The organism is Pyruvatibacter sp. HU-CL02332 (assembly GCF_040362765.1).
Classification (GTDB): domain Bacteria; phylum Pseudomonadota; class Alphaproteobacteria; order CGMCC-115125; family CGMCC-115125; genus Pyruvatibacter.
The window spans coordinates 1,664,352-1,684,898 of sequence record NZ_BAABWK010000001.1 but is presented as its reverse complement, the minus strand read 5'-3'; the positions used below and the strand labels follow the sequence as shown (position 1 = coordinate 1,684,898).

General features: G+C 59.9%; 23 protein-coding genes. 13 read left to right on the top strand and 10 right to left on the bottom strand.

Annotated features, from left to right (window positions below; translation table 11 throughout):
* Nucleotides 1-76 precede the first annotated feature (76 nt).
* From ubiE to ABXH05_RS07950, 8 genes are all read left to right on the top strand, one after another.
* Nucleotides 77-880: a bifunctional demethylmenaquinone methyltransferase/2-methoxy-6-polyprenyl-1,4-benzoquinol methylase UbiE gene (gene ubiE / locus ABXH05_RS07985; protein WP_353560548.1), complete on the top strand. Its 804-nt coding sequence runs from the start codon at nt 77-79 to the stop codon at nt 878-880.
* 12 nt (nt 881-892) lie between these two features.
* The gene (gene ubiB, locus ABXH05_RS07980; protein WP_353560547.1) at nt 893-2,506 is read left to right on the top strand and encodes a 2-polyprenylphenol 6-hydroxylase; all 1,614 of its coding nucleotides are present in this window, start codon (nt 893-895) and stop codon (nt 2,504-2,506) included.
* Between the two features lie 130 nt (nt 2,507-2,636).
* Nucleotides 2,637-3,839: a bifunctional phosphopantothenoylcysteine decarboxylase/phosphopantothenate--cysteine ligase CoaBC gene (gene coaBC / locus ABXH05_RS07975; protein ID WP_353560546.1), complete on the top strand. Its 1,203-nt coding sequence runs from the start codon at nt 2,637-2,639 to the stop codon at nt 3,837-3,839.
* A gap of 14 nt (nt 3,840-3,853) precedes the next feature.
* Nucleotides 3,854-4,330 carry a dUTP diphosphatase gene (gene dut, locus ABXH05_RS07970; protein ID WP_353560545.1) on the top strand — a complete coding sequence of 159 codons (477 nt, stop codon included), beginning with the start codon at nt 3,854-3,856 and terminating at the stop codon, nt 4,328-4,330.
* Between the two features lie 4 nt (nt 4,331-4,334).
* Nucleotides 4,335-4,871, top strand: coding sequence for an RrF2 family transcriptional regulator (locus ABXH05_RS07965; RefSeq protein WP_348136635.1), 537 nt, complete (start codon nt 4,335-4,337; stop codon nt 4,869-4,871).
* A 51-nt stretch (nt 4,872-4,922) separates the two neighbouring features.
* Nucleotides 4,923-5,870 carry a cysteine synthase A gene (gene cysK / locus ABXH05_RS07960; protein ID WP_353560544.1) on the top strand — a complete coding sequence of 316 codons (948 nt, stop codon included), beginning with the start codon at nt 4,923-4,925 and terminating at the stop codon, nt 5,868-5,870.
* A 10-nt stretch (nt 5,871-5,880) separates the two neighbouring features.
* Complete coding sequence (locus ABXH05_RS07955) at nt 5,881-6,642, top strand: HesA/MoeB/ThiF family protein (RefSeq protein WP_353560543.1); 762 nt, start codon at nt 5,881-5,883, stop codon at nt 6,640-6,642.
* A 69-nt stretch (nt 6,643-6,711) separates the two neighbouring features.
* Entirely contained in the window at nt 6,712-7,278 is a 567-nt protein-coding gene (locus ABXH05_RS07950; RefSeq protein ID WP_353560542.1) for a PAS domain-containing protein, read from the top strand.
* A 6-nt stretch (nt 7,279-7,284) separates the two neighbouring features.
* On the opposite strand, the gene ABXH05_RS07945 is transcribed toward ABXH05_RS07950, so the two are convergent.
* Entirely contained in the window at nt 7,285-8,211 is a 927-nt protein-coding gene (locus ABXH05_RS07945; protein WP_353560994.1) for a 2-hydroxyacid dehydrogenase, read from the bottom strand.
* 383 nt (nt 8,212-8,594) lie between these two features.
* Between ABXH05_RS07945 and ABXH05_RS07940 the strand changes: the two genes are divergently transcribed.
* On the top strand, nt 8,595-9,134 hold the full coding sequence (locus ABXH05_RS07940) for an SH3 domain-containing protein (RefSeq protein WP_353560541.1): 540 nt from the start codon (nt 8,595-8,597) through the stop codon (nt 9,132-9,134).
* Between the two features lie 6 nt (nt 9,135-9,140).
* On the opposite strand, the gene ABXH05_RS07935 is transcribed toward ABXH05_RS07940, so the two are convergent.
* The 6 genes from ABXH05_RS07935 to ABXH05_RS07910 form a co-directional block, all read right to left on the bottom strand.
* Nucleotides 9,141-9,731, bottom strand: a complete 591-nt coding sequence (locus tag ABXH05_RS07935) for a DUF3501 family protein (RefSeq protein ID WP_353560540.1) — start codon at nt 9,729-9,731, stop codon at nt 9,141-9,143.
* 60 nt (nt 9,732-9,791) lie between these two features.
* Complete coding sequence (locus ABXH05_RS07930; protein WP_353560539.1) at nt 9,792-11,150, bottom strand: (Fe-S)-binding protein; 1,359 nt, start codon at nt 11,148-11,150, stop codon at nt 9,792-9,794.
* A 93-nt stretch (nt 11,151-11,243) separates the two neighbouring features.
* Nucleotides 11,244-11,663: a rubrerythrin family protein gene (locus ABXH05_RS07925; protein WP_348136627.1), complete on the bottom strand. Its 420-nt coding sequence runs from the start codon at nt 11,661-11,663 to the stop codon at nt 11,244-11,246.
* Nucleotides 11,664-11,910: 247 nt separating this feature from the next.
* Nucleotides 11,911-12,399, bottom strand: a complete 489-nt coding sequence (gene irrA / locus ABXH05_RS07920) for an iron response transcriptional regulator IrrA (protein WP_502947724.1) — start codon at nt 12,397-12,399, stop codon at nt 11,911-11,913.
* A 97-nt stretch (nt 12,400-12,496) separates the two neighbouring features.
* The gene (locus tag ABXH05_RS07915; RefSeq protein WP_353560538.1) at nt 12,497-12,946 is read right to left on the bottom strand and encodes an NUDIX domain-containing protein; all 450 of its coding nucleotides are present in this window, start codon (nt 12,944-12,946) and stop codon (nt 12,497-12,499) included.
* Nucleotides 12,947-12,971: 25 nt separating this feature from the next.
* Nucleotides 12,972-13,610, bottom strand: a complete 639-nt coding sequence (locus ABXH05_RS07910; RefSeq protein ID WP_348136624.1) for a glutathione S-transferase family protein — start codon at nt 13,608-13,610, stop codon at nt 12,972-12,974.
* Nucleotides 13,611-13,810: 200 nt separating this feature from the next.
* On the opposite strand from ABXH05_RS07910, the gene fabA reads away from it, so the two are divergent.
* The 4 genes from fabA to ABXH05_RS07890 all read left to right on the top strand — a co-directional run bounded on the left by fabA (nt 13,811) and on the right by ABXH05_RS07890 (nt 17,295).
* On the top strand, nt 13,811-14,338 hold the full coding sequence (gene fabA / locus ABXH05_RS07905; protein WP_353560537.1) for a bifunctional 3-hydroxydecanoyl-ACP dehydratase/trans-2-decenoyl-ACP isomerase: 528 nt from the start codon (nt 13,811-13,813) through the stop codon (nt 14,336-14,338).
* 65 nt (nt 14,339-14,403) lie between these two features.
* On the top strand, nt 14,404-15,621 hold the full coding sequence (fabB, locus tag ABXH05_RS07900; RefSeq protein WP_353560536.1) for a beta-ketoacyl-ACP synthase I: 1,218 nt from the start codon (nt 14,404-14,406) through the stop codon (nt 15,619-15,621).
* 96 nt (nt 15,622-15,717) lie between these two features.
* Complete coding sequence (gene fabI, locus ABXH05_RS07895; RefSeq protein WP_348136621.1) at nt 15,718-16,638, top strand: enoyl-ACP reductase FabI; 921 nt, start codon at nt 15,718-15,720, stop codon at nt 16,636-16,638.
* A 12-nt stretch (nt 16,639-16,650) separates the two neighbouring features.
* On the top strand, nt 16,651-17,295 hold the full coding sequence (locus tag ABXH05_RS07890; protein WP_353560535.1) for a glutathione S-transferase family protein: 645 nt from the start codon (nt 16,651-16,653) through the stop codon (nt 17,293-17,295).
* Here the strand turns inward: ABXH05_RS07890 and ABXH05_RS07885 are convergent.
* The 3 genes from ABXH05_RS07885 to ABXH05_RS07875 form a co-directional block, all read right to left on the bottom strand.
* Entirely contained in the window at nt 17,292-18,683 is a 1,392-nt protein-coding gene (locus ABXH05_RS07885; RefSeq protein ID WP_353560534.1) for a 4Fe-4S binding protein, read from the bottom strand. The genes ABXH05_RS07890 and ABXH05_RS07885 overlap by 4 nt on opposite strands.
* Nucleotides 18,684-18,749: 66 nt before the next feature.
* Entirely contained in the window at nt 18,750-19,199 is a 450-nt protein-coding gene (locus ABXH05_RS07880; protein ID WP_353560533.1) for a MarR family winged helix-turn-helix transcriptional regulator, read from the bottom strand.
* Nucleotides 19,200-19,803: 604 nt separating this feature from the next.
* Complete coding sequence (locus ABXH05_RS07875; RefSeq protein ID WP_353560532.1) at nt 19,804-20,532, bottom strand: class I SAM-dependent methyltransferase; 729 nt, start codon at nt 20,530-20,532, stop codon at nt 19,804-19,806.
* Nucleotides 20,533-20,547 lie beyond the last annotated feature (15 nt).

Genomic DNA, 20,547 nt, shown 5'->3' with positions numbered 1-20,547 from the left:
TCGGGCAGCGACATTTTTACCAGTGTGAGGCGGTCTCATAGCGCAAAGCAACGGGGATGCGCTATGGTCCGCGCCCATGAGTGATGCACCAACCAAGAATGATGCCGCCGATGCAACTGCTGCGGCTCCCAGCAACGCAACCCATTTCGGGTTTCGTGATGTGGACCCGACTGAAAAGCAGGGCCTGGTCAATGGCGTTTTCCGCAACGTGGCTGGCCGCTATGACCTGATGAACGACCTGATGTCGGTGGGCGTTCACCGGCTCTGGAAAGACGGCATGGTCTCATGGCTCGCGCCACGCAAAACAGGCGCGGCCTACGAGACACTGGATATGGCAGGCGGCACAGGCGACATCGCCTCGCGCATTGCTCACCGCTCAAACGGACACGCCAAGGTGCTGGTGGCTGACATCAATGATGCCATGCTGGGTGAAGGCAAGGTGCGGGCGCAGACGGACCCGATGGGCGACCGGCTGTCTTTTGCATGCATGAATGCTGAAAATCTGCCGCTCGAAGCCAATCGGTTCGACGCCTACACAATTGCCTTTGGCATACGCAACGTGCCGGACTTAGACGCGGCACTGAGTGAAGCGTTCCGTGTACTGAAACCCGGCGGCCGTTTCATGTGCCTTGAATTCAGCCATGTGGTCGTGCCGCTACTCGATGAGTTTTATGAGACGTGGTCCTTCGAGGCGATCCCCCGCATCGGGCAGATCGTGACCGGTGACCGGGACTCCTACCAATATCTGGTGGAGAGCATTCGCAAGTTCCCGCAGCAAAAAGCGTTTGAAGACCGTATCCGCAAGGCCGGTTTTTCACGTGTCACCCATCGCAACCTGACCGGTGGCATTGCGGCCATCCATTCCGGCTACAAGATCTAGGGCCGCATCACGATGATCCGCCATGTGCGCAATTTTGGTCGGCTCGTCCGCACAGCCTGGGTGCTGTCGCGCTATGACGCGCTGTTTGCCCTTGATGCAGGCGAGCCTCCGGCCCCCGTCAAGGCCGCGCGCAGCATTGCAAAGCTGAGGCAGAAGTTTGGTAGCAGCAGCGCCAAGGGGTCGGAAGGGGACCGGCTTGCCGCTGCCCTGACAGAGCTTGGCCCCAGCTACATCAAGCTTGGCCAGTTTCTGGCGACCCGGCCTGATGTGATTGATCCAGCCCTCGCGCGTGACCTCGCAAAACTTCAGGACCGTCTGCCGCCCTTTGAGACTGCCACTGCCCGACAGATCATTGCGGACGAGTTCGACACACCTGCGGACACGATTTTTCAGAATATGGGTGACGCGGTGGCGGCCGCGTCCATTGCCCAGGTGCACAAGGCCACTGTGCCCGCTGCGGACGGTGGGACCCAACCGGTGGCTGTGAAGGTTCTGCGCCCGGACGTCGAAAAGCGGTTTGCGGCTGATCTGGAGGCCTTCTTCTGGGCGGCGCGTCTTATTGACCGGATGGTGCCGTCGGCGCGGCGCCTGAAACCGGTTGATGTGGTGCAGACACTTGCAGACTCTGTGGCGCTTGAAATGGATTTGCGTCTTGAAGCAGCCGCCATGTCAGAGATGGAAGAGCGCACACGCGGCGACGCCGGGTTCCGCACACCGTCCATTGACTGGGAACGCACCTCAAAAAGGGTAATGACCCTTGAGTGGATCGACGGCATCCCCATTGCCGACATCAAGGCCCTTGAAGCCGCCGGCCTCGACCTCAAGGAAGTGGCTGCAAACGTCATCAACAGCTTTTTGACGCATGCAGTGCGCGAGGGTTATTTCCACGCTGACATGCATCCCGGCAATCTGTTCGTGGAAGCGGACGGCACACCGGCGGGCACGTTGGTGGCTGTCGATTACGGTATCATGGGACGCCTCAGTGCCAAGGAAAGCCGTTTCCTGGCGGAGATCCTCTTTGGCTTTGTGATGCGGGACTATCGTCGCGTCGCGGAAGTGCATTTTGAGGCAGGCTATGTGCCTGAAAGCAAATCCGTGGATGCGTTCGCACAGGCCTTGCGTGCCATCGGCGAACCTCTGTTTGACCGCGAGGCGCACGAAATCTCCATGGCACGCCTGCTGGGTCAGCTTTTTGAGGTCACAGACCAGTTCGACATGGAGACGCGGCCTGAACTCATCATGCTGCAAAAGACCATGGTGGTGGTGGAAGGCGTGGCCCGCGACCTCGACCCGCAATTCAACATGTGGGTGACATCCGAGCCGGTGCTGCGGCAATGGCTGGAAAGCAAAGTCGGCCCGGAAGGCCGGCTACAGGATGCCGTCAAAGGTGCTGAGCGCATGGGCCGCCTGATGAGCGACCTGCCGGACCTACTGGAAACAGCAGAACGTGCCGCCCGCAGCATTGCCGGACCGGACGGCACAGGAGCCGTTGAGGGCCTCAAACTGCACCCGGACACTGCGCGGGCCATCGCAGACGCGCAGGCCAAGCAGGAACGTCCCAATCGCATTGCACTGTGGGTCGGGGCAGCCGCGTTGGTGGTGATTGCGGTCACAACGCTGCTCTAGCGCCAAAGCGCCCCCACGAATGATTTTGCGAGCTATCTACACATTGCAGCCGTAAATACCTATATTCACCGCAACACTCGCGGGAATTATTGGGTTTCTGCGGCTTTTGTGGTGTGGAAGGCGGGATCACGTGCTCGACGGCAAACGCATACTTCTGATCATCGGTGGCGGTATCGCTGCCTACAAGTCGCTTGAGCTGGCACGGTTAATCCGTCGCCGGGGCGGCGAAGTGCGAGCGATCCTGACCAAGGCGGGCCAGGAATTTGTCACGCCGCTGTCCGTTGGCGGGCTCACGCATGACAAGGTCTACACGGATCTGTTCGACCTGACGGCTGAAGCCGACATGGGCCACATCCAGCTGTCGCGCGATGCTGATCTTCTGGTCGTGTGCCCGGCCACTGCGGACCTCATGGCCAAGATTGCCCATGGCCGCGCCGACGACATGGCCTCGACTGCTCTTCTGGCGACGGACAAGCCGGTGATGATTGTGCCCGCCATGAATGTGCGCATGTGGGAACACGCTGCCACGCAGCGGAACCTCGCGCAGCTTATTGCTGACGGCGTCAGTGTTGTTGGCCCCACCGAAGGCTCCATGGCTTGCGGTGAATTCGGGCCCGGGCGCCTCGTCGAGCCGGACGAGATTGTTGAAGCCATTGAAGCGAAGCTGGGCGGCACGCAATTGCTGGCCGGGCGCAAGGCGATAGTCACCGCCGGGCCAACCCATGAACCGATTGACCCTGTGCGCTACATCGCCAACCGGTCATCGGGTAAGCAGGGCTACGCCATCGCTGAAGCTCTGGCGCTGCTTGGTGCAGACACGCATCTTGTCTCCGGACCAACCGCGCTTGGCGACCCGCGCGGCGTCAAGATCACGCGCGTGGAAACAGCACGCGAAATGCTGGCCGCTACCGAGGCCGCCCTGCCCGCTGACATTGCGATTTGTGCCGCCGCCGTTGCTGACTGGCGGGCGGACACATCCACCAATTCCAAACTCAAGAAAGATGGCTCCGGTGCTGTGCCGCCGCTGTCGCTGGTGGAAAACCCGGACATTCTGGCGACACTGTCTGCTGCTGGTCCCAAGCGTCCGCAACTGGTCGTGGGATTTGCCGCTGAAACCGATGACGTGATTGACCACGCCACTGCCAAGCGCGTGCGCAAAGGCTGCGACTGGATTGTGGCCAACGACGTGTCGCCGGGTACCGGCATCATGGGCGGTGACAACAACACGGTTCACATCATTACCGACGGTGCCGCAGAGCACTGGGACCCGATGCCCAAGGCACAGGTCGCAACGAAACTTGCCGAGCGCGTGGCGCTGGCTCTGACTTCCTGAGGGGAACGCTTCCAATGAGTTCGATTGACGTCAAGGTCATGCAACTGCCGCACGGGCAGGGACTTGATCTGCCGGCCTATGAAACCGATCAGGCCGCGGGCATGGATCTGCGGGCCGCCCTGGCTGAAGGCGAAGAGGTGACACTGGCACCCGGCGCCCGCGCCATGGTGCCAACAGGTCTTGCCATTGCTCTGCCCGCAGGCTTTGAGGCGCAGGTGCGTCCGCGCTCCGGCCTGGCCGCCAAGCAGGGCGTCACCGTGCTGAATAGTCCGGGTACGGTGGATGCGGACTATCGCGGCGAAGTGAAAGTCATCCTGATCAATCACGGCAACGAACCTGTTGTCATCGACCGTGGCATGCGCATTGCGCAGATGCTGTTCGCGCCGGTGACGCGCGGTGTTTTTGCCGCCGTTGATACACTGGATGAAACCGAACGCGGCGCGGGCGGGTTTGGATCTACGGGAACGGACACAACGAGAAAGGCCGGGTAACGGCATGTTGCGGCTATCGAAAAAGACATTGCTGGCGCTGGAGGCCGTTGTGGACGTTGCGTACAACGCGCGGCCTGACCCGGTGCAGTCAAAAGAGATCACCAAGCGGCAGGGCATTCCCCAGCGCTATCTTGAGCAGGTGATGCAGCAGCTTGTGCGTGAAGGCGTGCTCAAGGGTGTACGCGGTCCGCGTGGCGGCTACCGGCTGGCGCGGGAGCGGCGACGCATCACTGTTGGCGAAATCGTCCGCGTGGTTGGCGCCATGGAAGCCGCCGACGATGCGCGCGACGAGGCAAAGGCAGCCGCGCGCGAGACACGCGGATCCCTGAACGGTACAGGCGAGGCCATGACTGCGCCTGCTGAAGAGAACACCAATGGCGGTTCACCTTTGGGCGAGCAGGTGGTCCGTCCCATGTGGGATTCGTTTCAGGCCGATATGATGGATAAGCTCAACGCCATCACCATTGATGACCTGTGCCGAGAGGCAGAGACCAAAGACATCAAGCCTGCATCACAAGCAGGCATGGATTTCACAATCTAGATCAATAGCGCGCTCCGCGAACAAAAAGCGCGCAATACAGGAGGCAACCCCATGACCGACAAGCCAGGCCGCGGCCGCATTTACGACTGCATCACGCAGACCATTGGTGACACCCCGCTGGTGCGCCTCAAGCGCATGAACAAGAACGGCAAAGCCGACGTGCTGTTGAAGCTCGAATTCTTCAACCCGCTGTCCAGCGTCAAGGACCGCATCGGCGTTGCGATGATTGAAGCGCTGGAAGCGCAGGGCAAGATCAACGAGAACACGGTTCTGATTGAGCCCACTTCCGGCAACACCGGCATTGCGCTGGCTTTCGTGGCTGCTGCGAAAGGCTACAAGCTCATTCTGGTCATGCCGGAAAGCATGTCCATGGAGCGCCGCAAGATGCTGGCGCTGCTTGGCGCCGAGCTTGAGCTGACAGAAGCTGCCAAGGGCATGAAGGGCGCGGTTGCCCGCGCTGAAGAGATGCTTCAGTCCACGCCGAACGCCGTGATGCCACAGCAGTTCGACAATCCGGCCAACCCTGAAATCCATCGCCAGACCACGGCGGAAGAAATCTGGAATGACACTGACGGCAAGGTTGATGTGGTGATTTCCGGCATCGGCACGGCGGGTACGTTCACCGGCGTAGGCTCTGTGCTGAAGGCCAAGAAGCCAGGCATGAAGATGATCGCCATCGAGCCGGAAGATTCTCCCATCCTGTCTGGCGGCCAGCCGGGCCCCCACAAGATTCAGGGTATCGGCGCGGGCTTTGTGCCGGGTAATCTGGACAAGGATCTGATCGACGAAGTGATCACCATCGGCAACGAGACAGCCTTTGAAACATCTCGTCAGGCTGCCCGCGAAGAAGGCATTGCCGGCGGTATCTCATCGGGCGCGGCCATTGCTGCGGCGCTTGAAGTATCCGAGCGCGATGACATGGCGGGAAAGACGATCGTCGCAATCATCCCAAGCTTTGCCGAGCGGTACCTCTCCACCGCCCTCTTTGACGGTATCTAGGACAAATCCTGTGGCTCTGACCGGCGATCAACTTGAGCGCTATGCGCGACATATTCTGCTCAAGGAGATCGGCGGGCCGGGCCAGCAGGCACTTCTCAAAGCACGTGTGCTGATCATCGGTGCCGGCGGGCTTGGCTCGCCGGCAGCGCTCTACCTCGCAGCGGCCGGCGTCGGCACCATAGGGTTGGTGGATGACGACATCGTCTCTTTGTCCAATCTGCAGCGGCAGATCGCGCACACAACTGAGGCCATTGGCGAAGCCAAGACATCCAGCGCTGCCCGCACCATCAACGCCCTGAATCCGGACACGGTCATCGTTCCGCATACGGAGCGGCTCACCGACGCAAATGCCTCGGCACTCGTGGCAGGTTATGACCTTGTTCTTGATGGCTGCGACAATTTTGAAACCCGTTTTCTTGTGGACGCTGCCTGCCAGTCAGCCCACGTGCCGCTTGTTTCAGGAGCGGTCGGTCGGTTTGACGGGCAACTTGCAGTGTTTCGGGCCTGGGAAACACTGGCAGATGGTTCGCCCTCCCCCAGTTATCGTGACCTGGTCCCAGACCTGCCGCCGCCTGGAAGCGTTCCCACCTGCGAAGAGGCTGGTGTCGTCGGCGCGCTCACGGGCGTCATCGGCTCGATGATGGCAATGGAGGCCATCAAGGAGATAACCGGTGCAGGGACAAGTCTGGCAGGAAGCCTGCTTTTGTATGATGCGCTGGACACACGGGTGCGGCGGGTGAAGCTGCGGCGGGACCCTGAGAACAACTCGTGACACCCACCCACAGTTGCAAACCCTATTTTTACACTTACCACAGATAGTGGCTGTCCGGCATTCAATTGGGTGCCGTTGCGTGGTTGCGAGGGGCGTAACATTCCACAGGGCAAGGACCAGTTTTGTCCTATTGAGGCAGGCAGCCCGCTTGCGTCTCCTAGCTTTGCAGCTTTTTACAAGCATTGGGATGAGGCGCGCGACGGCGCTGATCTGCCACACATGTCGCATCTGCGACCATCGACTATTCCACCAAGATTTCTGCCCTACATCACCATTATTGGCGTGGAGAACGAAGGGACCCGGTTTGTCTTCCGGTTGGCCGGCAGCGCCATCCGCGAAATCACCAATCTGGAGATGACCGGCTGGGAAGTGGACCAGGACAAGTCGGAGCCAGCCGACCTCGTGGGTGCAGAAGCGTTTTTTGGACGCATGAAGTGGGCTGTAGCGAACCGTAAGCCTTACTGCTTGGGCGCTCAGGCACGGTGGACCGGCCAGGACTTGCTGGCACAACGGACACTTGTCCTGCCCTATGCGGGCGACGATGGCAGCGTCCAGCGGTTCCTGACCCTGAATGATCTTGAATACGCCGAAGACCCCTGTCTGACGTGCCCGGCACGGCCCTGTGCTGCCGAGTAGAAGGGTCTAGACGTCTGTGGGCAACACCCTGTCAGGCGGCGCATTGCCATCGACGAAGCTACGAATGTTGATGACGACTTTTTCGCCCATCTCCGTGCGGCTCTCGATGGTGGCGGACCCCATATGCGGCAACAGGACCACGTTGGGACGCCCCAGCAGCTTGGGGTTCACGGCGGGTTCGTTTTCAAACACGTCGAGCCCGGCACCGGCGATCGCACCATCATCAATTGCCTTGCATAGGGCCACTTCGTCAATGATCTCGCCGCGAGCGGTGTTAACGACGTAGGCCTCCGGCTTCATCAACTGCAGCCGCCGCGCGTTGAGCAGGTGATATGTCGCGGGCGTATGCGGGCAATTGACCGACACGATATCCATGCGTGCCAGCATCTGATCCAGCGAATCCCAGTAGGTCGCTTCCAGCTCTTCCTCGATGGCGGGGTTGGCCGGGTTGCGGTTGTGGTAGTGGATCGACAGACCAAACGCCTTGGCGCGTCGGGCGACAGCCTGGCCAATGCGGCCCATGCCGATGATGCCCAGACGCTTGCCATGAATGCGGTGCCCCATCATCCAGGTGGGGGCCCAGCCCTGCCACTGATTGTCTTCAGTGATGATCTGTGCGCCTTCGGTCACGCGCCGCGGCACGGCCAGAATCAGCGCCATGGTCAGATCGGCGGTGTCTTCCGTCAACACATTCGGCGTGTTGGTGACCGTGATGCCTTTGGCGTGGGCGGCCTCAACGTCAATGTTGTCCACCCCGGCCCCAAAGTTGGCGATCAGCTTGAGATCGTCGCCCGCCTTGGCAATGAGGTCGGCGTCAATGCGGTCCGTCACGGTTGGGACAAGCACATGACTGTCTGCCACCGCCTGTTCCAGCGCTTCGCGGGTCATGGCCACGTCTTCAATGTTCAAATGCGTGTTGAACAGCTCGCGCATGCGCGTTTCCACAATGTCAGGCAGTTTGCGGGTGACGGTGACAATGGGTTTTGAATGCGGCACGGGACGCGACCTTTTACAGATGGACGCCTTGTGCCAGCGCAGCCAAGGGCTGTCCGGCGCGGCGCAATGCTTGGCTCATTCCTACCACCCCATCGCGTCAGCATCAAAGCGCATTGATGCTCCGGCTCGGCATGAACCGCCCAAGGGACTTACAGGCTGCTTGACCGTCGGCAAACGTGCTTGCAATAAGGGGTACCCCCCAATTGCCAGCATGGCAGTAGAACAAGAATACCGGTTTGCCCCGCATCTCAGCCGACATGTTTTTATCGCTCCATAACCTTCTCCACGCGCTTCGCGCGCTTTTGCGCGGTGTAGCGTTTATGGCTGCGGTCATTCTGGCCGGTGCCGCGACAGGGCCAGCCAGCATGGCGCAGCCAAGTGCTGCAAGCACCCTGAGCGGCGGCGTTCAGATCGGGCCGGTGACGGGGCTGCCGATGCCCCGCTTCGTGTCGATCAAATCCAGCCCGGTCAATGTGCGCGGAGGGCCCTCCACCAACCACCAGGTGGCGTGGGTGTTCGTGCGCAAAGATGTGCCGGTTGAAGTGACCGCCGAGTTTGAAAACTGGCGCCGTATCCGTGACGTGGATGGGGACCAGGGCTGGGTGTTCCACACCCTCATCGACGGTGAACGGACTGTCATGGTGGTTGGGCCCGACAAGCAGGAGCCGCGCACGGGCGACCTTGTGCCGCTTCACTTTGCGCCAGACTCAGCAAGCGACGAAGTCGCTCTTGTGGAGCCGGGTGTCGTCGGCGCGCTGGTCAATTGCAGCCAGACGTGGTGCGCCGTACGCATGGGCCCGCACGAGGGTTTCATGCGGGCCACAGCGTTGTTTGGTATTTACGCCCGCGAAGCAGGCTGATCCGCGTTACGCGAAATCACCGCCCAAACGGGCAATCATTGCATCGGATACGACGGCGAGGTGCTGGTAGTTCTCATGAGAGAACCCGATCATGACCTTGGCACCGGGCTTCTTGAAGGCTGCAATCTGTTCATTCGTGAACGGAAAGTGCAGGAAGTGCACGGATGAGGATTTGCCGTCTTCAGAGGTACGGTCGATGTCGTGCTCGGGGTCAGACATCACACGGTCGCCGTCAATGTCGATGAACGCCGTTTCTTCGATGCCGGCCAGCTTGTAGAGCACGTTCTTGCGGCGGATCGGGTCATCGATCTCGAACATGACCGTTGCCACAAGCTCTTTGCCCTTGGGGATGAGCGGATTGTACGCGGTCAGTTCGTCCTCGATCTGCTCGTCGCCACCTTTTTCGATGTAGAGCATTTCGTGGATCTGGTGCCACATGGTGTCGTAGCTCTCGAAGTAGAAAGTCGCGTGCGGACCCACTTCGATGCGGCGCTCGCGCTTGACGGGCATCATGGCCTTGCGGCGCTCCGCACGTTCCTTTGCATAGTCCTCGATGGACATGATGTCGGCGCGGGTGATTTCGCTGGGGTTGGGCATTGCGGTCATTTCCGTCCTTTACTCAAACGTGTGCCGGCAGTCTGCGGACCAGGGTCTGGCCTAAAGTCCGTATGCCTGGGCAATCAACTCAATCGGATGCGCTGATGATGGCTTCGGCTTGCTCTCGTCTATGAGACCAAGCTCATCCATTTCCTGCATGATGTGCTTCAGGGCCAGAGGGCATTCACTCACCACATGTTCAGCGCTGGTCTTAGAGATATTGCGCGCGGTCGTTTTGCCAACCTTCATCGCCACATCGTGGGTCTCTTTAAGCACACCAAACGTGCCGCCATGCCCTGCGCACCGCTCAACCGGTGTTACTTTGGCGTCAGGAATGAGCTTGAGCATCTCAACGGCCTTAGCGCCCATGTTCTGCGCACGAGCGTGGCACGCCAGATGGACCGCAACACCACCGTCCAGAGGCTTCATGCCATCGGCAATGCCTTCCTTCTTGGCTATGTCCACGATGTACTCATCGATGTCTTTGACGGCCTTTGACAGCGCAATGACGTTGTCGTCGTCTGGCACGATCAACGGCCACTCGAACTTCATCATCAGGCCACACGACGCGATGAGAGTAACGATGTCCCAGCCTTCATCGACCAGTGGGCGCAGCTCAGCAGATACCTTCTTGGCCTGCTCGGCGACACGCTCAAGGTCGGCCTGTTCCAGGAACGGCATGCCGCAGCAGCCGGGATAGACCGGCTTGGCGGTCACGCCCTGGCGCGCGAGCACTTTGAGTGCCGCTTCACCCATCTGCGGATTGTTGTAGTTGCCGTTGCAGGTGGCAAACAGCGCCGCCTTGCGGCCGGTCGCTTTGCCGTCGGCAGCAGGCGCAAGCGTGCCCACTTTTTCATGTGCCTTGGCACGCATCATCAGCGTCTTGCCGGCGAATGTTGGCAGCTCGGCCTTGGCATCAATGCCTGCGACTTTTTCCATCACCGGGCGTGTGAGCTTGTTGTCTTTCTTCGATCCCCAATTGGCAAGGCCTGCGATGGGCCGGATCATCTTGCCGTTGCGGTCCATCTCGGCGAGCTGGCGGGCGGTGACGTTGCCGGCGTCGCCATTCTGTGTACGGACCTTTCGGTACCGCAGCATGAGATGGGGAAAATCGAGATTGAATTCGTGAGGCGGCACATAAGGGCACTTCGTCATGAAGCACATGTCACACAGGGTGCAAGCTTCTTCGACGGGGCCAAACTGGTCTGAGGTGACGCTATCGAGTTCGCCGCTCTCGCTGTCGTCGATCATATCGAACAGCCGCGGGAAGGAGTCACACAGATTGAAGCAGCGTCGGCAGCCGTGGCAGATATCAAAGACGCGGCGCAGCTCTTCATCGAGCTTGGCTTCGTCGTAAAACTCGTCGCTCTTCCACTCGATGGGATGCCGGGTGGGTGCTTCTAGGCTGCCTTCTGCCATGAGTCTTCATGCCTGTGTTTTTTGAATGGTCGTGAGACTTGAACAAGCGAGGGCCGGGAACATGTCCCGGCCCTTTTGTCTGTCGGACGTGACTTAGGCGTCCATGCCGTCGAGGGCTTTCTGGAAACGACCGGCGTGGCTCTTTTCGGCCTTGGCAAGCGTTTCGAACCAGTCAGCAATTTCGTCGAAGCCTTCTTCGCGCGCTGTGCGGGCCATACCCGGGTACATGTCTGTGTACTCGTGGGTTTCACCGGCAATCGCGGCCTTGAGGTTCTTGTCGGTCGCGCCAATTGGCTCGCCCGTTGCCGGGTCACCGACTTCTTCCATGAACTCGAGGTGGCCGTGGGCGTGGCCGGTTTCACCTTCCGCGGTGGACCGGAACACGGCTGCAACATCGTTGTAGCCTTCAACGTCCGCCTTCTGCGCGAAGTAGAGGTAGCGACGGTTTGCCTGGCTTTCGCCGGCAAAAGCTTCTTTCAAATTGTCCAGGGTCTTGGAATCTGCGAGTGACATTTTAGGGGATCCTCCTCATCGAAACTCGGGCGAAACTGGCCGCGCAGGTGTCTGCGAACAGGCAGGCGCGGGCCATCGCCATACCCTGCAAACGTAGTAGCAGGCCCTGCCCTGTCAAGACTGGAACAGGTCTAAACAGTGCCCAAACGCTTTGTTTTAGAAAGTATTTTTGCGATCAATTCGCAGCTACAAAAGGCCGGTTTCAGCGCTTTGACGCCAAGTCTTTGAAGCCAAAGACCTATCGGCGTCAGCCGCCGGTTTTTGCGTTATGAACACGCACGATCACCTCGACACGCTCCAGAGCAGCCCCGTCAGGCACCTGTGGAAGCCCCGTCACGGTGATGCCGTCACCGGGAATGTCTTCAAGGCGCGCATCGTCCACATGATAGAAGTGATGATGATCGCTGAGGTTGGTATCAAAATAGGTGCAGCCGCCATCGACCACGACCTGGCGCAGCAGACCCGCGTCGGTGAACTGGTGCAGGGTGTTGTAAACCGTCGCCAGAGACACCCGCACGCCGCCCTTGGAGGCCTCTGCGTGCAGCGCCTCAGCGGTCACATGCCGGTCGCCGCCATCAAACAGCAGCCGCCCAAGAGCAAGCCGCTGACGTGTGGGGCGCAGGCCTTTGTCGCGCAGCGCCTGAAGCGTCTGGGCGTAGGGCCGGTCACCGCTCATGGCGGCATCGCTAGATGAGGCCGGGGCTGATGCTGGAGCTGTGGAAACTGGGTTCGTCATGGCTTCGCGGCCCTGAGATCGGGGCGAGCCAGATGGGCCCATCCCTCTTTGGAATGATTACAACAACACCCAAAATGTGGTGTGCCTCAATGACTTGTCAAGACACGAGGGTGCGCGAAACCGGGCCCAGATCCGGCGGAAACACTGTTTCTGCGGTTTTTTCAAGTTCATCCAGCGTCCACCAGCGCATTTCCTGGAGCGCCTGGCGCTCGCTTTCTTCGGTTCCGCCGGTGAAAACCGGGTCGCAGGCCGCGCAGGTGCCATGGAAGAAAACATCCCGGCCACGCCACTTATTGCCGTTCACTTCAAAGGTGCTTTCGTGGACGTGCACGGGGCCTTCAAGGGTGACGGTGAGCCGGAGTTCCTCATCCAGCTCACGGATCGCGGCTTCCAGATCGCTCTCGTCGTCCTCTGCACGCCCACCTGGCGTGGCCCAGAACTCGAACGGCTCGTTGTTTTTGGTGACGGCAAAGCGCAACAGCAGCACCCGATAGGTCGGGTCCATCAGGATCACCCTGCCGGTCCGGCGCAGAGCGGGTGCTGCCATTGCTTTGGTCCTTGCGGCTTACGCCCTAGTCGTCTGCACGGGTGCGGATCAGCTCATAGGGTCCGCCTTTTTCAAGTCCGCGCTGATAGGCGGGGCGGTCGTGGATCCGCTGGGTGTAGGCAATCAGGTTGTCATAGCCATCAAGGCCAATGCGGCTGTCCGCTGCTTCACAGATGAAGGTCAGCATGATGTCGGCACCTGTCAGCTCATCGCCCATGAAGAACAGGTTCGAGCCCAGGGCATCATTCATGTAGCCTAGATGCAGGGTGATTTCCGCGTCGATGACAGGCTGTAGCGGTTCGCCACCCTCGCCCAGCATAGAGGTGAAAAGCTTCATCAAAAGCGGCACCATGGCGGAACCTTCCGCGTAGTGCATCCACTCATTGTACTTCTCAAAGGTGGCGCTCCCAGGCGCTGGCATGTACTTGCCGCCGCCATAGGTGCGGATCAGGTAATCAACGGCTGCGCCGGATTCGGCAATCATGTTGTCGCCGTCTTCGATGATGGGTGACTTGCCCAGGGGATGGGCTTCCTTGAGTTCCGGCGGCGCACGGTTGATCTCGTTGCGCTTGTAGAACTTGATTTCATACTCAACGCCAAGCTCTTCGAGCAGCCACAAAATGCGCTGCGAGCGCGAATTGTTGAGGTGGTGAACTGTGATCATCGGGACATTCTCCGGTCAAATGCAGGGGCGGGGATAGATTTCACACCACACAGGCCCCCACTGGCGTGCAGATGCAAGGATTTTCGGCCTTAGTTTTGCTTGATTTTGCTCGCTTTTGCTAATCCCTCGCGTGTGCTACCAACGCGAGCTAAGCAACGAATATCAAGAATACAAAACGCGCCAGGACCGATACCGACCTCATGACAACGATTCAGCACGCCTCAGGCCCCCAGAAGTCCAGTTACACCTATGATGACCTCATCGAATGCGGTCACTCACGCCTGTTCGGGCCGGGCAATGCCCAGCTTCCGCTGCCGCCGATGCTGATGTTTGATCGCGTTACTGAGATCAACGCTGAAGGCGGTGAGAATGGCAAAGGCGAAATGATCGCCGAGCTCGACATCAAGCCGGACCTCTGGTTCTTCCCCTGCCACTTTGAAGACAACCCGGTGATGCCCGGCTGCCTGGGCCTTGATGCCCTTTGGCAGATGGTGGGCTTCTATCTGGGCTGGACCGGTGCCAAGGGCGCCGGGTTTGCGCTGGGTGTGGGTGAAGTGAAGTTCCGCGGCAAGATCGTGCCTGAGACCAAGCTTGTGACCTATCACGTGACGTTCAAGCGGGTGGTCAATCGACGTCTGGTGCTTGGCATTGCAGACGGCATTGTACGCGCCGACGGCGAAGACATTTTTGAGGCGAAAGATCTGCGCGTCGGCCTGTCCACAGCGTAAGCGCTGACGGCACGGACTTCGGGCGCAATCGCGCAGACTGACATTTGGGTTGAAGAGGTATCTTGATGAGGCGAGTTGTCGTAACGGGCATGGGCATCGTGTCGTCGATCGGAAACAACACTCAGGAAGTGGTCGCGTCCCTGCGCGAAGCCAAATCCGGGATTGTGGCCGAGCAGACCTACACGGATATGGGTTTCCGCAGCCAGGTGGCTGGCACCCTCAAGATCGACCTTGAGGAAGCGCTTGATCGCAAGACGCGCCGCTTCATGGGCGACGGTGCTGCTTACACCTATCTCGCCATGCAGCAGGCCGTGCGTGACGCCGGCCTTGAGGACAGCGAGATTTCCAACGAGCGCACCGGTGCCATTCTGGGGTCCGGCGGGCCGTCGACGAAAGCCATTGTGGCTGCTGCCGACATCACCCGTGAAAAAGGTCCGCGCAAGATTGGTCCAACGAGTGTGCCCAAGGCCATGTCGTCGACCATCTCCGCCAACATCTCGACCCTGTTCAAGATCAAAGGCCCGAGCTATTCGATCGCGTCGGCCTGCACCACGTCCACGCACTGCATCGGCAATGCCACGGAACAGATCCAGTGGGGCAAGCAGGACCGCATGTTTGCAGGCGGCGGCGAAGAGCTCGCATGGTCGCTGTCATCGCTGTTTGATGCGATGGGGGCCATGTCCTCCAAGTACAATGACAATCCGGCCATGGCATCGCGTGCCTATGACGCCAACCGCGATGGCTTTGTCATCACCGGTGGTGGCGGTGTGGTGGTGCTTGAAGAGCTTGAAGTTGCCAAGGCACGCGGCGCGAAAATTTATGCGGAAGTTGCCGGATACGGCGCCACCTCTGACGGTGCCGATATGGTGGCCCCGTCCGGCGAAGGCGCTGCACGCTGCATGCGCATTGCGCTTGATGGCGTTGGCGAGAAGGTTGATTACATCAACCCGCACGCCACCTCGACGCCCGTCGGCGACATCCCGGAAGTTAACGCCATTCGCGAGGTCTTCGGGGCGGACATGCCGCCGATTTCGGCCACCAAGTCACTCTCGGGCCATGCCCAGGGCGCAGCCGGTGTGCATGAAGCTATCTACTCACTGCTCATGATGGATCAGGGGTTCATCTGTGAAAGTGCAAATATTGAGGAGATCGACCCGGTTCTGGCTGACGCCAACATCGTCAGGAAACGGGTGGATAATGCGGAGCTTAACTGTGTCCTCTCAAACAGCTTTGGTTTTGGCGGCACAAATGGTTCGCTCGTGTTCAAGCGCTACAATGGGTAAGGCAGCGCGGGGGATGAGCATCTTGATTTTGGTTAACAGCCCCTCTGGGGTTCAGGGCCGGTTCGGCCTGCGTTCGGGGACGGGGGAAACCCACTAATGTCAGCTACTGGCAATCTTATGCAAGGCAAGCGCGGCCTCATTATGGGCGTCGCCAATGATCACTCCATTGCCTGGGGCATTGCGAAAGCATGCGCTGATCAGGGAGCAGAATTGGCCTTTACCTATCAGGGCGATGCGTTTGGCCGGCGGGTGACACCGCTTGCGGAAAGTGTCGGCTCCAAGCTCGTTCTGCCAGCTGATGTGGCTGACGAGGCGTCTCTTGATGCGGTCTTTGCAGAGCTTGAGAAAGAATGGGGCCAGCTCGACTTCCTGGTCCATGCCATTGCGTATTCGGACAAGAACGAGCTCAAGGGCCGTTACCTCGATACGACGCGCAAAAACTTCCATCAGACCATGGACATCTCCTGCTTCTCCTTCGTGGATATCGCGCGCCGCGCGGCCCCGATGATGCGCGCAGGCGGCTCCATGATCACACTGACCTATGCCGGCGCTGAACGCGTCATGCCCAACTACAATGTCATGGGTGTGGCGAAGGCAGCGCTTGAAGCGTCCGTCCGCTACATGTCCGTTGACCTTGGCCGTGACGGTATTCGCGTCAACGCGATTTCTGCAGGTCCCATGCGCACGCTCGCTGGCTCTGCGATTTCTGACGCCAAGACCGTGCTGAACTGGAACCTCACTCACGCGCCGCTGAAGCAGCCAATTGAGCTGGAAGACGTAGGCGGTGCCGGGCTCTATCTGCTGTCCGACCTGTCGCGCAGCGTCACCGGTGAAGTGCATCACGTGGATGCGGGCTACAATGTGGTTGGCATGCCGCAGGCGCGTGACCTCGACAAGGATCTTGTCGGCAAGGGCTACGCCAAGGTTGCCAAGGCCCGCAATGGCGGCCGCAGCAATGGCGCCAATGCTGACAACGATGCGTCCGGCACGTCCGCTGCTACAGACGCTGCTGAATAAGGCTTCCGCACCATGCTGACAGTCTGGGGGCGTCGCAATTCTCAGAATGTCCAGAAGGTCATGTGGCTCATTGGCGAGCTTGGCCTCGAACATACGCACATAGATGCCGGCAGCACGTTTGGCGGTCTGGATACGCCGGAGTTTCTGGCGCGCAATCCGCACGGCAGGATTCCGGTCATCGAGGACGAGAACGGGGCCGTGTGGGAATCCCACACCATTCTGCGCTATCTCGCTGCCAAGCATGGCGGCGACGCATGGTGGCCTGCTGATCCCTTCCAGCGTTCCCAGCAGGATCGATGGATCGAATGGGCCACAACGACCCTCCAGGTCAGCCTGCTGGAAATCTTCTGGGCCTACTACCGAACCCCTGAAGACAAGCGGAATGCGGCTTTTCTCAAGGGTGCCTTCAAGCGCTGCCATGCGGGCTTTACCGCGCTGAACGCGCACCTTGAAAACACGCCCTACATCGCCGGTGACACTCTCACCCTTGCGGACATCCCTGCGGGTGGCACGCTGTTTCGCTATCTCACCATGCCGATTGACCGTCCGAGCCTGCCTCATGTGGAAGCGCTCTATGGGCGGCTGAGCGAGCGCGAGGCGTACCGCGCTCATGTGATGGTGCCCTATGACGATCTGTTCGGGCGGATGGACTACTAGTCTGCTGCCTGCAAAATCTGTGGCGGCAGATAGCCATATTTTGGAAAACACTTGATCAGTTTACGGATCGCCTGCGCGTTCATGTCGCCTGCGATATCTCCTGCCTCCAGCGCAGTGTCCAGATCAAAGTCATGACGGAACATGGCGATGAATGTGTCCTGCGAACACGTAATGTGATGATCTGCTTCAGGCGCATGCCAGTAGAGGATTTCCAGACGCTGGTCATGGATGCGAAGGCTGGCTTCCAGTGGATTTTCGTCCCCTTCTCTGCCCGGCAGCACCAGATTGATGATCTGCGACACGCCGCGTGCCTGACGGCGCTGGAAGGTGAGCGTCAGGTTGAACAGGAAGCTGAAGATCTCGGTGGCATCCATGGCCCAGCCGACGCGGGTTGCCGTCTTATGGGGGTAGCGGCGGGGCACTGAGTCTTCTGCGTCTGACCCCGGCAGCACATAGACCGTTTCCGTCAGCTCTTTGTAGGGCTGCACGTGGTCACGATTGTAGGCGACCCGGTCTTCCAGAAACGAACCCAGCACGTTTTCCCCCGCCGGGCAGACGGCGACACAATAGGCCGCCTTGTAGTTGGGCTTGAAGGACAGGCTTTGCCAGACCGATGCCGTCTCGCCCGGTGTCACGCGGGTGCGGAAGTCATCGCGGTCCTTGGCCTCGACGACCTGGTCCACCCAGTCTGCCCACCCGGCCATGAAGTCGCGGTAGTTGTGGGCATAGCAGGCCGAAAAATTGAACGAGCCGTCCATGCCGATGGCTTCCACCGGACAGGCTGATACGCACAGTTTGCAGTCGATGCAGGGGCTGTAGTCCAGCGCTGCGCTCTGTTCGCTGACCTCATGGGCGATCAGCACCGTGTCCAGCAGAATGAAATTGCCAAACCTGGGGTGAATGACATTGCGGTGCAGGCCCATCTTGCCGATGCCCGCAGCTTCCGCGATGGGTTTGTGGTGAATGGGGATGGTGTCGCCGGGCGCGTTCTGCATTTCCATGGGAAAGGCTGCGACCGCGTTCATGGCGTCATAGCCTTCGTCGGTCAGGCGCCGCACCAGCTTTCGGGCCACATGGTTTACCTCGTCATAGGTTTCGTGAAACTCATGATTGGCAATCGAGCGCGTGGTGCTTTGAACGGCTGTGCGATTCATGCGGCAGCAGATGCTGACCAGGGTTTTGACCTGCGGCATCAGTTTGGTGAGTTTGCCAAGCTGCGGTTGCAGCTCTTCGCGGGTGATGGCGACGAAACCTGCATCGTCCGCACCGCACTCCAGCACCAACGCCTTGAGCCATTCGGAATCGAGCGAGGCGCCCTTCCGGCTGGCGGTTTGCGCAGCCGCGCTCTGGCGATAGCGAATGACGGCCTGTTGATCTTCGAGAGCCATGAGGCACTCCTATTAGTGTATATACATATTTGAATGTGTGATGTTCAGAACAATAGTGTGACCGGCTTAGCCGGGGACCAGCGACAGATCCGTCAGAAGGGTGCGCGCTTCTTTCCATCTGGTCTTGCCCATATGGGCGGTCAGCCGCGCCTGCGCATCTCTCCAGACGGGAATGGCCTTTGTGAGCAGCGCATCGCCCTTGGGTGTGATGATCGGCACCTTGGTGCGCGGGGCTGAGCCTTTACGCATCTCAATCAGGCCCATCTCCGCCAGCAGCTTTAGGTTACGGGTCAGGGTCGAGCGCTCCATGGCCAGAAAATCCGCCATGTCACCTATGGACAATTCCGCCTCGTATTTCGCTGTCACCAGCAATGTGAACTGGGTGATCTTGATGCCCAGCGGCCGCAGGGCCGCGTCATAGGCGCGGGTCACACCGCGCGCCGCCATGCGCGTGCGCAACGCGGCACAGTTCTGGCCGATGTCCAGCAGCTCTTTTCTGTCGGTCTTTGTCGGCATGGCTGTCTCCTGATCACCTGTAATATGTATATGCATATTTAAAAGCTGCTTTCAAGAGGCATCTCTGGCAAGGGAGAACGGGAGCGCCGCCGTGGCAGCCCGGCCGTTGTGATCAAAAAATGGTTCGAGTGCCGCTCGTAAGCAGCGCTCCCGTTACGAATGGTCTTCGGCTTTTGCACAAGCGATGGGGCAAGGCGTTACCTCGCAGTGTTCCACCGCAGCCCTGCTACCGGTCACACATGCATTCCGACACCGGTCTGGCCATGTGTCGCGTCCGCATGCACGTCCACCGGGGCGATCTTACTTTACGCGCCGGGCCGAGCCTTCGCCGCCTTGTGGTCGTTTGCGTTCGTTACCCGCAAGCACCCCACAAGGCCATCCGCCCCCATGCCCAAGCCCGGACGGTCCGGGATGCCCTCAAGCACGAGGCGCACCCAGTATGAGGCCGCTCAAAGGACCGGGGATAGAGAACACAAAAAATTACGTAGCCCCGGACTTGATCCGGGGCCTACTCGCAAACCATCACCTGTACAGCGACCGAGAGTGGACCCCGGATCAAGTCCGGGGATGCGGGAGTGAAGTGTACAGGCAGTCGTTTCGTGACCTAGCCGTGACGCATGTGGAAAATCATTTCGGGCGACGACGCCGCGTCGAAGGGTGATCCGTCCCAGTCGCCGTCGACGTGCTCGGCCACGAGCCCTGCCGCGCGGAACAGGGTTTCAATCGTGTCGCGGTCCGCAAAGCGCAGGACGCTGCGGGACACAAGCTCTGCCCCGTCAGGAAATCTGTAGCGCAGGTCAAATGTCATGCATCCTGCGTCATGGCCAAGAAACTCCCGTGTCTCACGGATCGTTCCCTGTGGAGCTTCAAGATCAACTCCGTAAGCCCATCTGGATGGCCAGTCGATGAGGGGATTGCGGCTTTCAAATACTGCACGGCCATCAGGCGCCAGGTGCTGCTTGATGGACGCAGCCGCCGTGGCAATGTCCGCATCCGTGGCAAGTGTCTGGAACGCATGACCGGTCATGATGATGAGATCAAATGTCTCGTCGAGGTCCAGCGACTGCGCGTCACTCTCCACCCAGCGAATAGCGTCTCGCCGGGGCTTGGTTCTGGCCACGGCCAGCATGCCCGGTGACGGGTCCGCGCCGACGACCACATGACCGCGAGCAGCTATGGCGTCGGTGATGATGCCGGTGCCGCAGCCAATATCCAGAACGCGGCAGGGTGTGGTTCCCGCGAGCGCCAGATAATAATCGCTGTCCTCGCTCCAGCCATTGCCAAGATCATAAATGGCGGCAAGGCGCGGATCATCGTAGTGAGCGTCCGGCATGGCTACCTGTCGCCC

What these genes read in the sequence shown, in the direction of transcription:
- ubiE (WP_353560548.1), top strand. Translation starts at nt 77, where the DNA reads ATGAGTGATGCACCAACCAAGAATGATGCCGCCGATGCAACTGCTGCG.
- ubiB (WP_353560547.1), top strand. Translation starts at nt 893, where the DNA reads ATGATCCGCCATGTGCGCAATTTTGGTCGGCTCGTCCGCACAGCCTGG.
- dut (WP_353560545.1), top strand. Translation starts at nt 3,854, where the DNA reads ATGAGTTCGATTGACGTCAAGGTCATGCAACTGCCGCACGGGCAGGGA.
- ABXH05_RS07965 (WP_348136635.1), top strand. Translation starts at nt 4,335, where the DNA reads ATGTTGCGGCTATCGAAAAAGACATTGCTGGCGCTGGAGGCCGTTGTG.
- cysK (WP_353560544.1), top strand. Translation starts at nt 4,923, where the DNA reads ATGACCGACAAGCCAGGCCGCGGCCGCATTTACGACTGCATCACGCAG.
- ABXH05_RS07945 (WP_353560994.1), bottom strand. Translation starts at nt 8,211, where the DNA reads ATGCGCGAGCTGTTCAACACGCATTTGAACATTGAAGACGTGGCCATG.
- ABXH05_RS07940 (WP_353560541.1), top strand. Translation starts at nt 8,595, where the DNA reads ATGGCTGCGGTCATTCTGGCCGGTGCCGCGACAGGGCCAGCCAGCATG.
- ABXH05_RS07935 (WP_353560540.1), bottom strand. Translation starts at nt 9,731, where the DNA reads ATGCCCAACCCCAGCGAAATCACCCGCGCCGACATCATGTCCATCGAG.
- ABXH05_RS07930 (WP_353560539.1), bottom strand. Translation starts at nt 11,150, where the DNA reads ATGGCAGAAGGCAGCCTAGAAGCACCCACCCGGCATCCCATCGAGTGG.
- ABXH05_RS07925 (WP_348136627.1), bottom strand. Translation starts at nt 11,663, where the DNA reads ATGTCACTCGCAGATTCCAAGACCCTGGACAATTTGAAAGAAGCTTTT.
- irrA (WP_502947724.1), bottom strand. Translation starts at nt 12,399, where the DNA reads ATGACGAACCCAGTTTCCACAGCTCCAGCATCAGCCCCGGCCTCATCT.
- ABXH05_RS07915 (WP_353560538.1), bottom strand. Translation starts at nt 12,946, where the DNA reads ATGGCAGCACCCGCTCTGCGCCGGACCGGCAGGGTGATCCTGATGGAC.
- ABXH05_RS07910 (WP_348136624.1), bottom strand. Translation starts at nt 13,610, where the DNA reads ATGATCACAGTTCACCACCTCAACAATTCGCGCTCGCAGCGCATTTTG.
- fabA (WP_353560537.1), top strand. Translation starts at nt 13,811, where the DNA reads ATGACAACGATTCAGCACGCCTCAGGCCCCCAGAAGTCCAGTTACACC.
- fabB (WP_353560536.1), top strand. Translation starts at nt 14,404, where the DNA reads ATGAGGCGAGTTGTCGTAACGGGCATGGGCATCGTGTCGTCGATCGGA.
- fabI (WP_348136621.1), top strand. Translation starts at nt 15,718, where the DNA reads ATGTCAGCTACTGGCAATCTTATGCAAGGCAAGCGCGGCCTCATTATG.
- ABXH05_RS07890 (WP_353560535.1), top strand. Translation starts at nt 16,651, where the DNA reads ATGCTGACAGTCTGGGGGCGTCGCAATTCTCAGAATGTCCAGAAGGTC.
- ABXH05_RS07885 (WP_353560534.1), bottom strand. Translation starts at nt 18,683, where the DNA reads ATGGCTCTCGAAGATCAACAGGCCGTCATTCGCTATCGCCAGAGCGCG.
- ABXH05_RS07880 (WP_353560533.1), bottom strand. Translation starts at nt 19,199, where the DNA reads ATGCCGACAAAGACCGACAGAAAAGAGCTGCTGGACATCGGCCAGAAC.
- ABXH05_RS07875 (WP_353560532.1), bottom strand. Translation starts at nt 20,532, where the DNA reads ATGCCGGACGCTCACTACGATGATCCGCGCCTTGCCGCCATTTATGAT.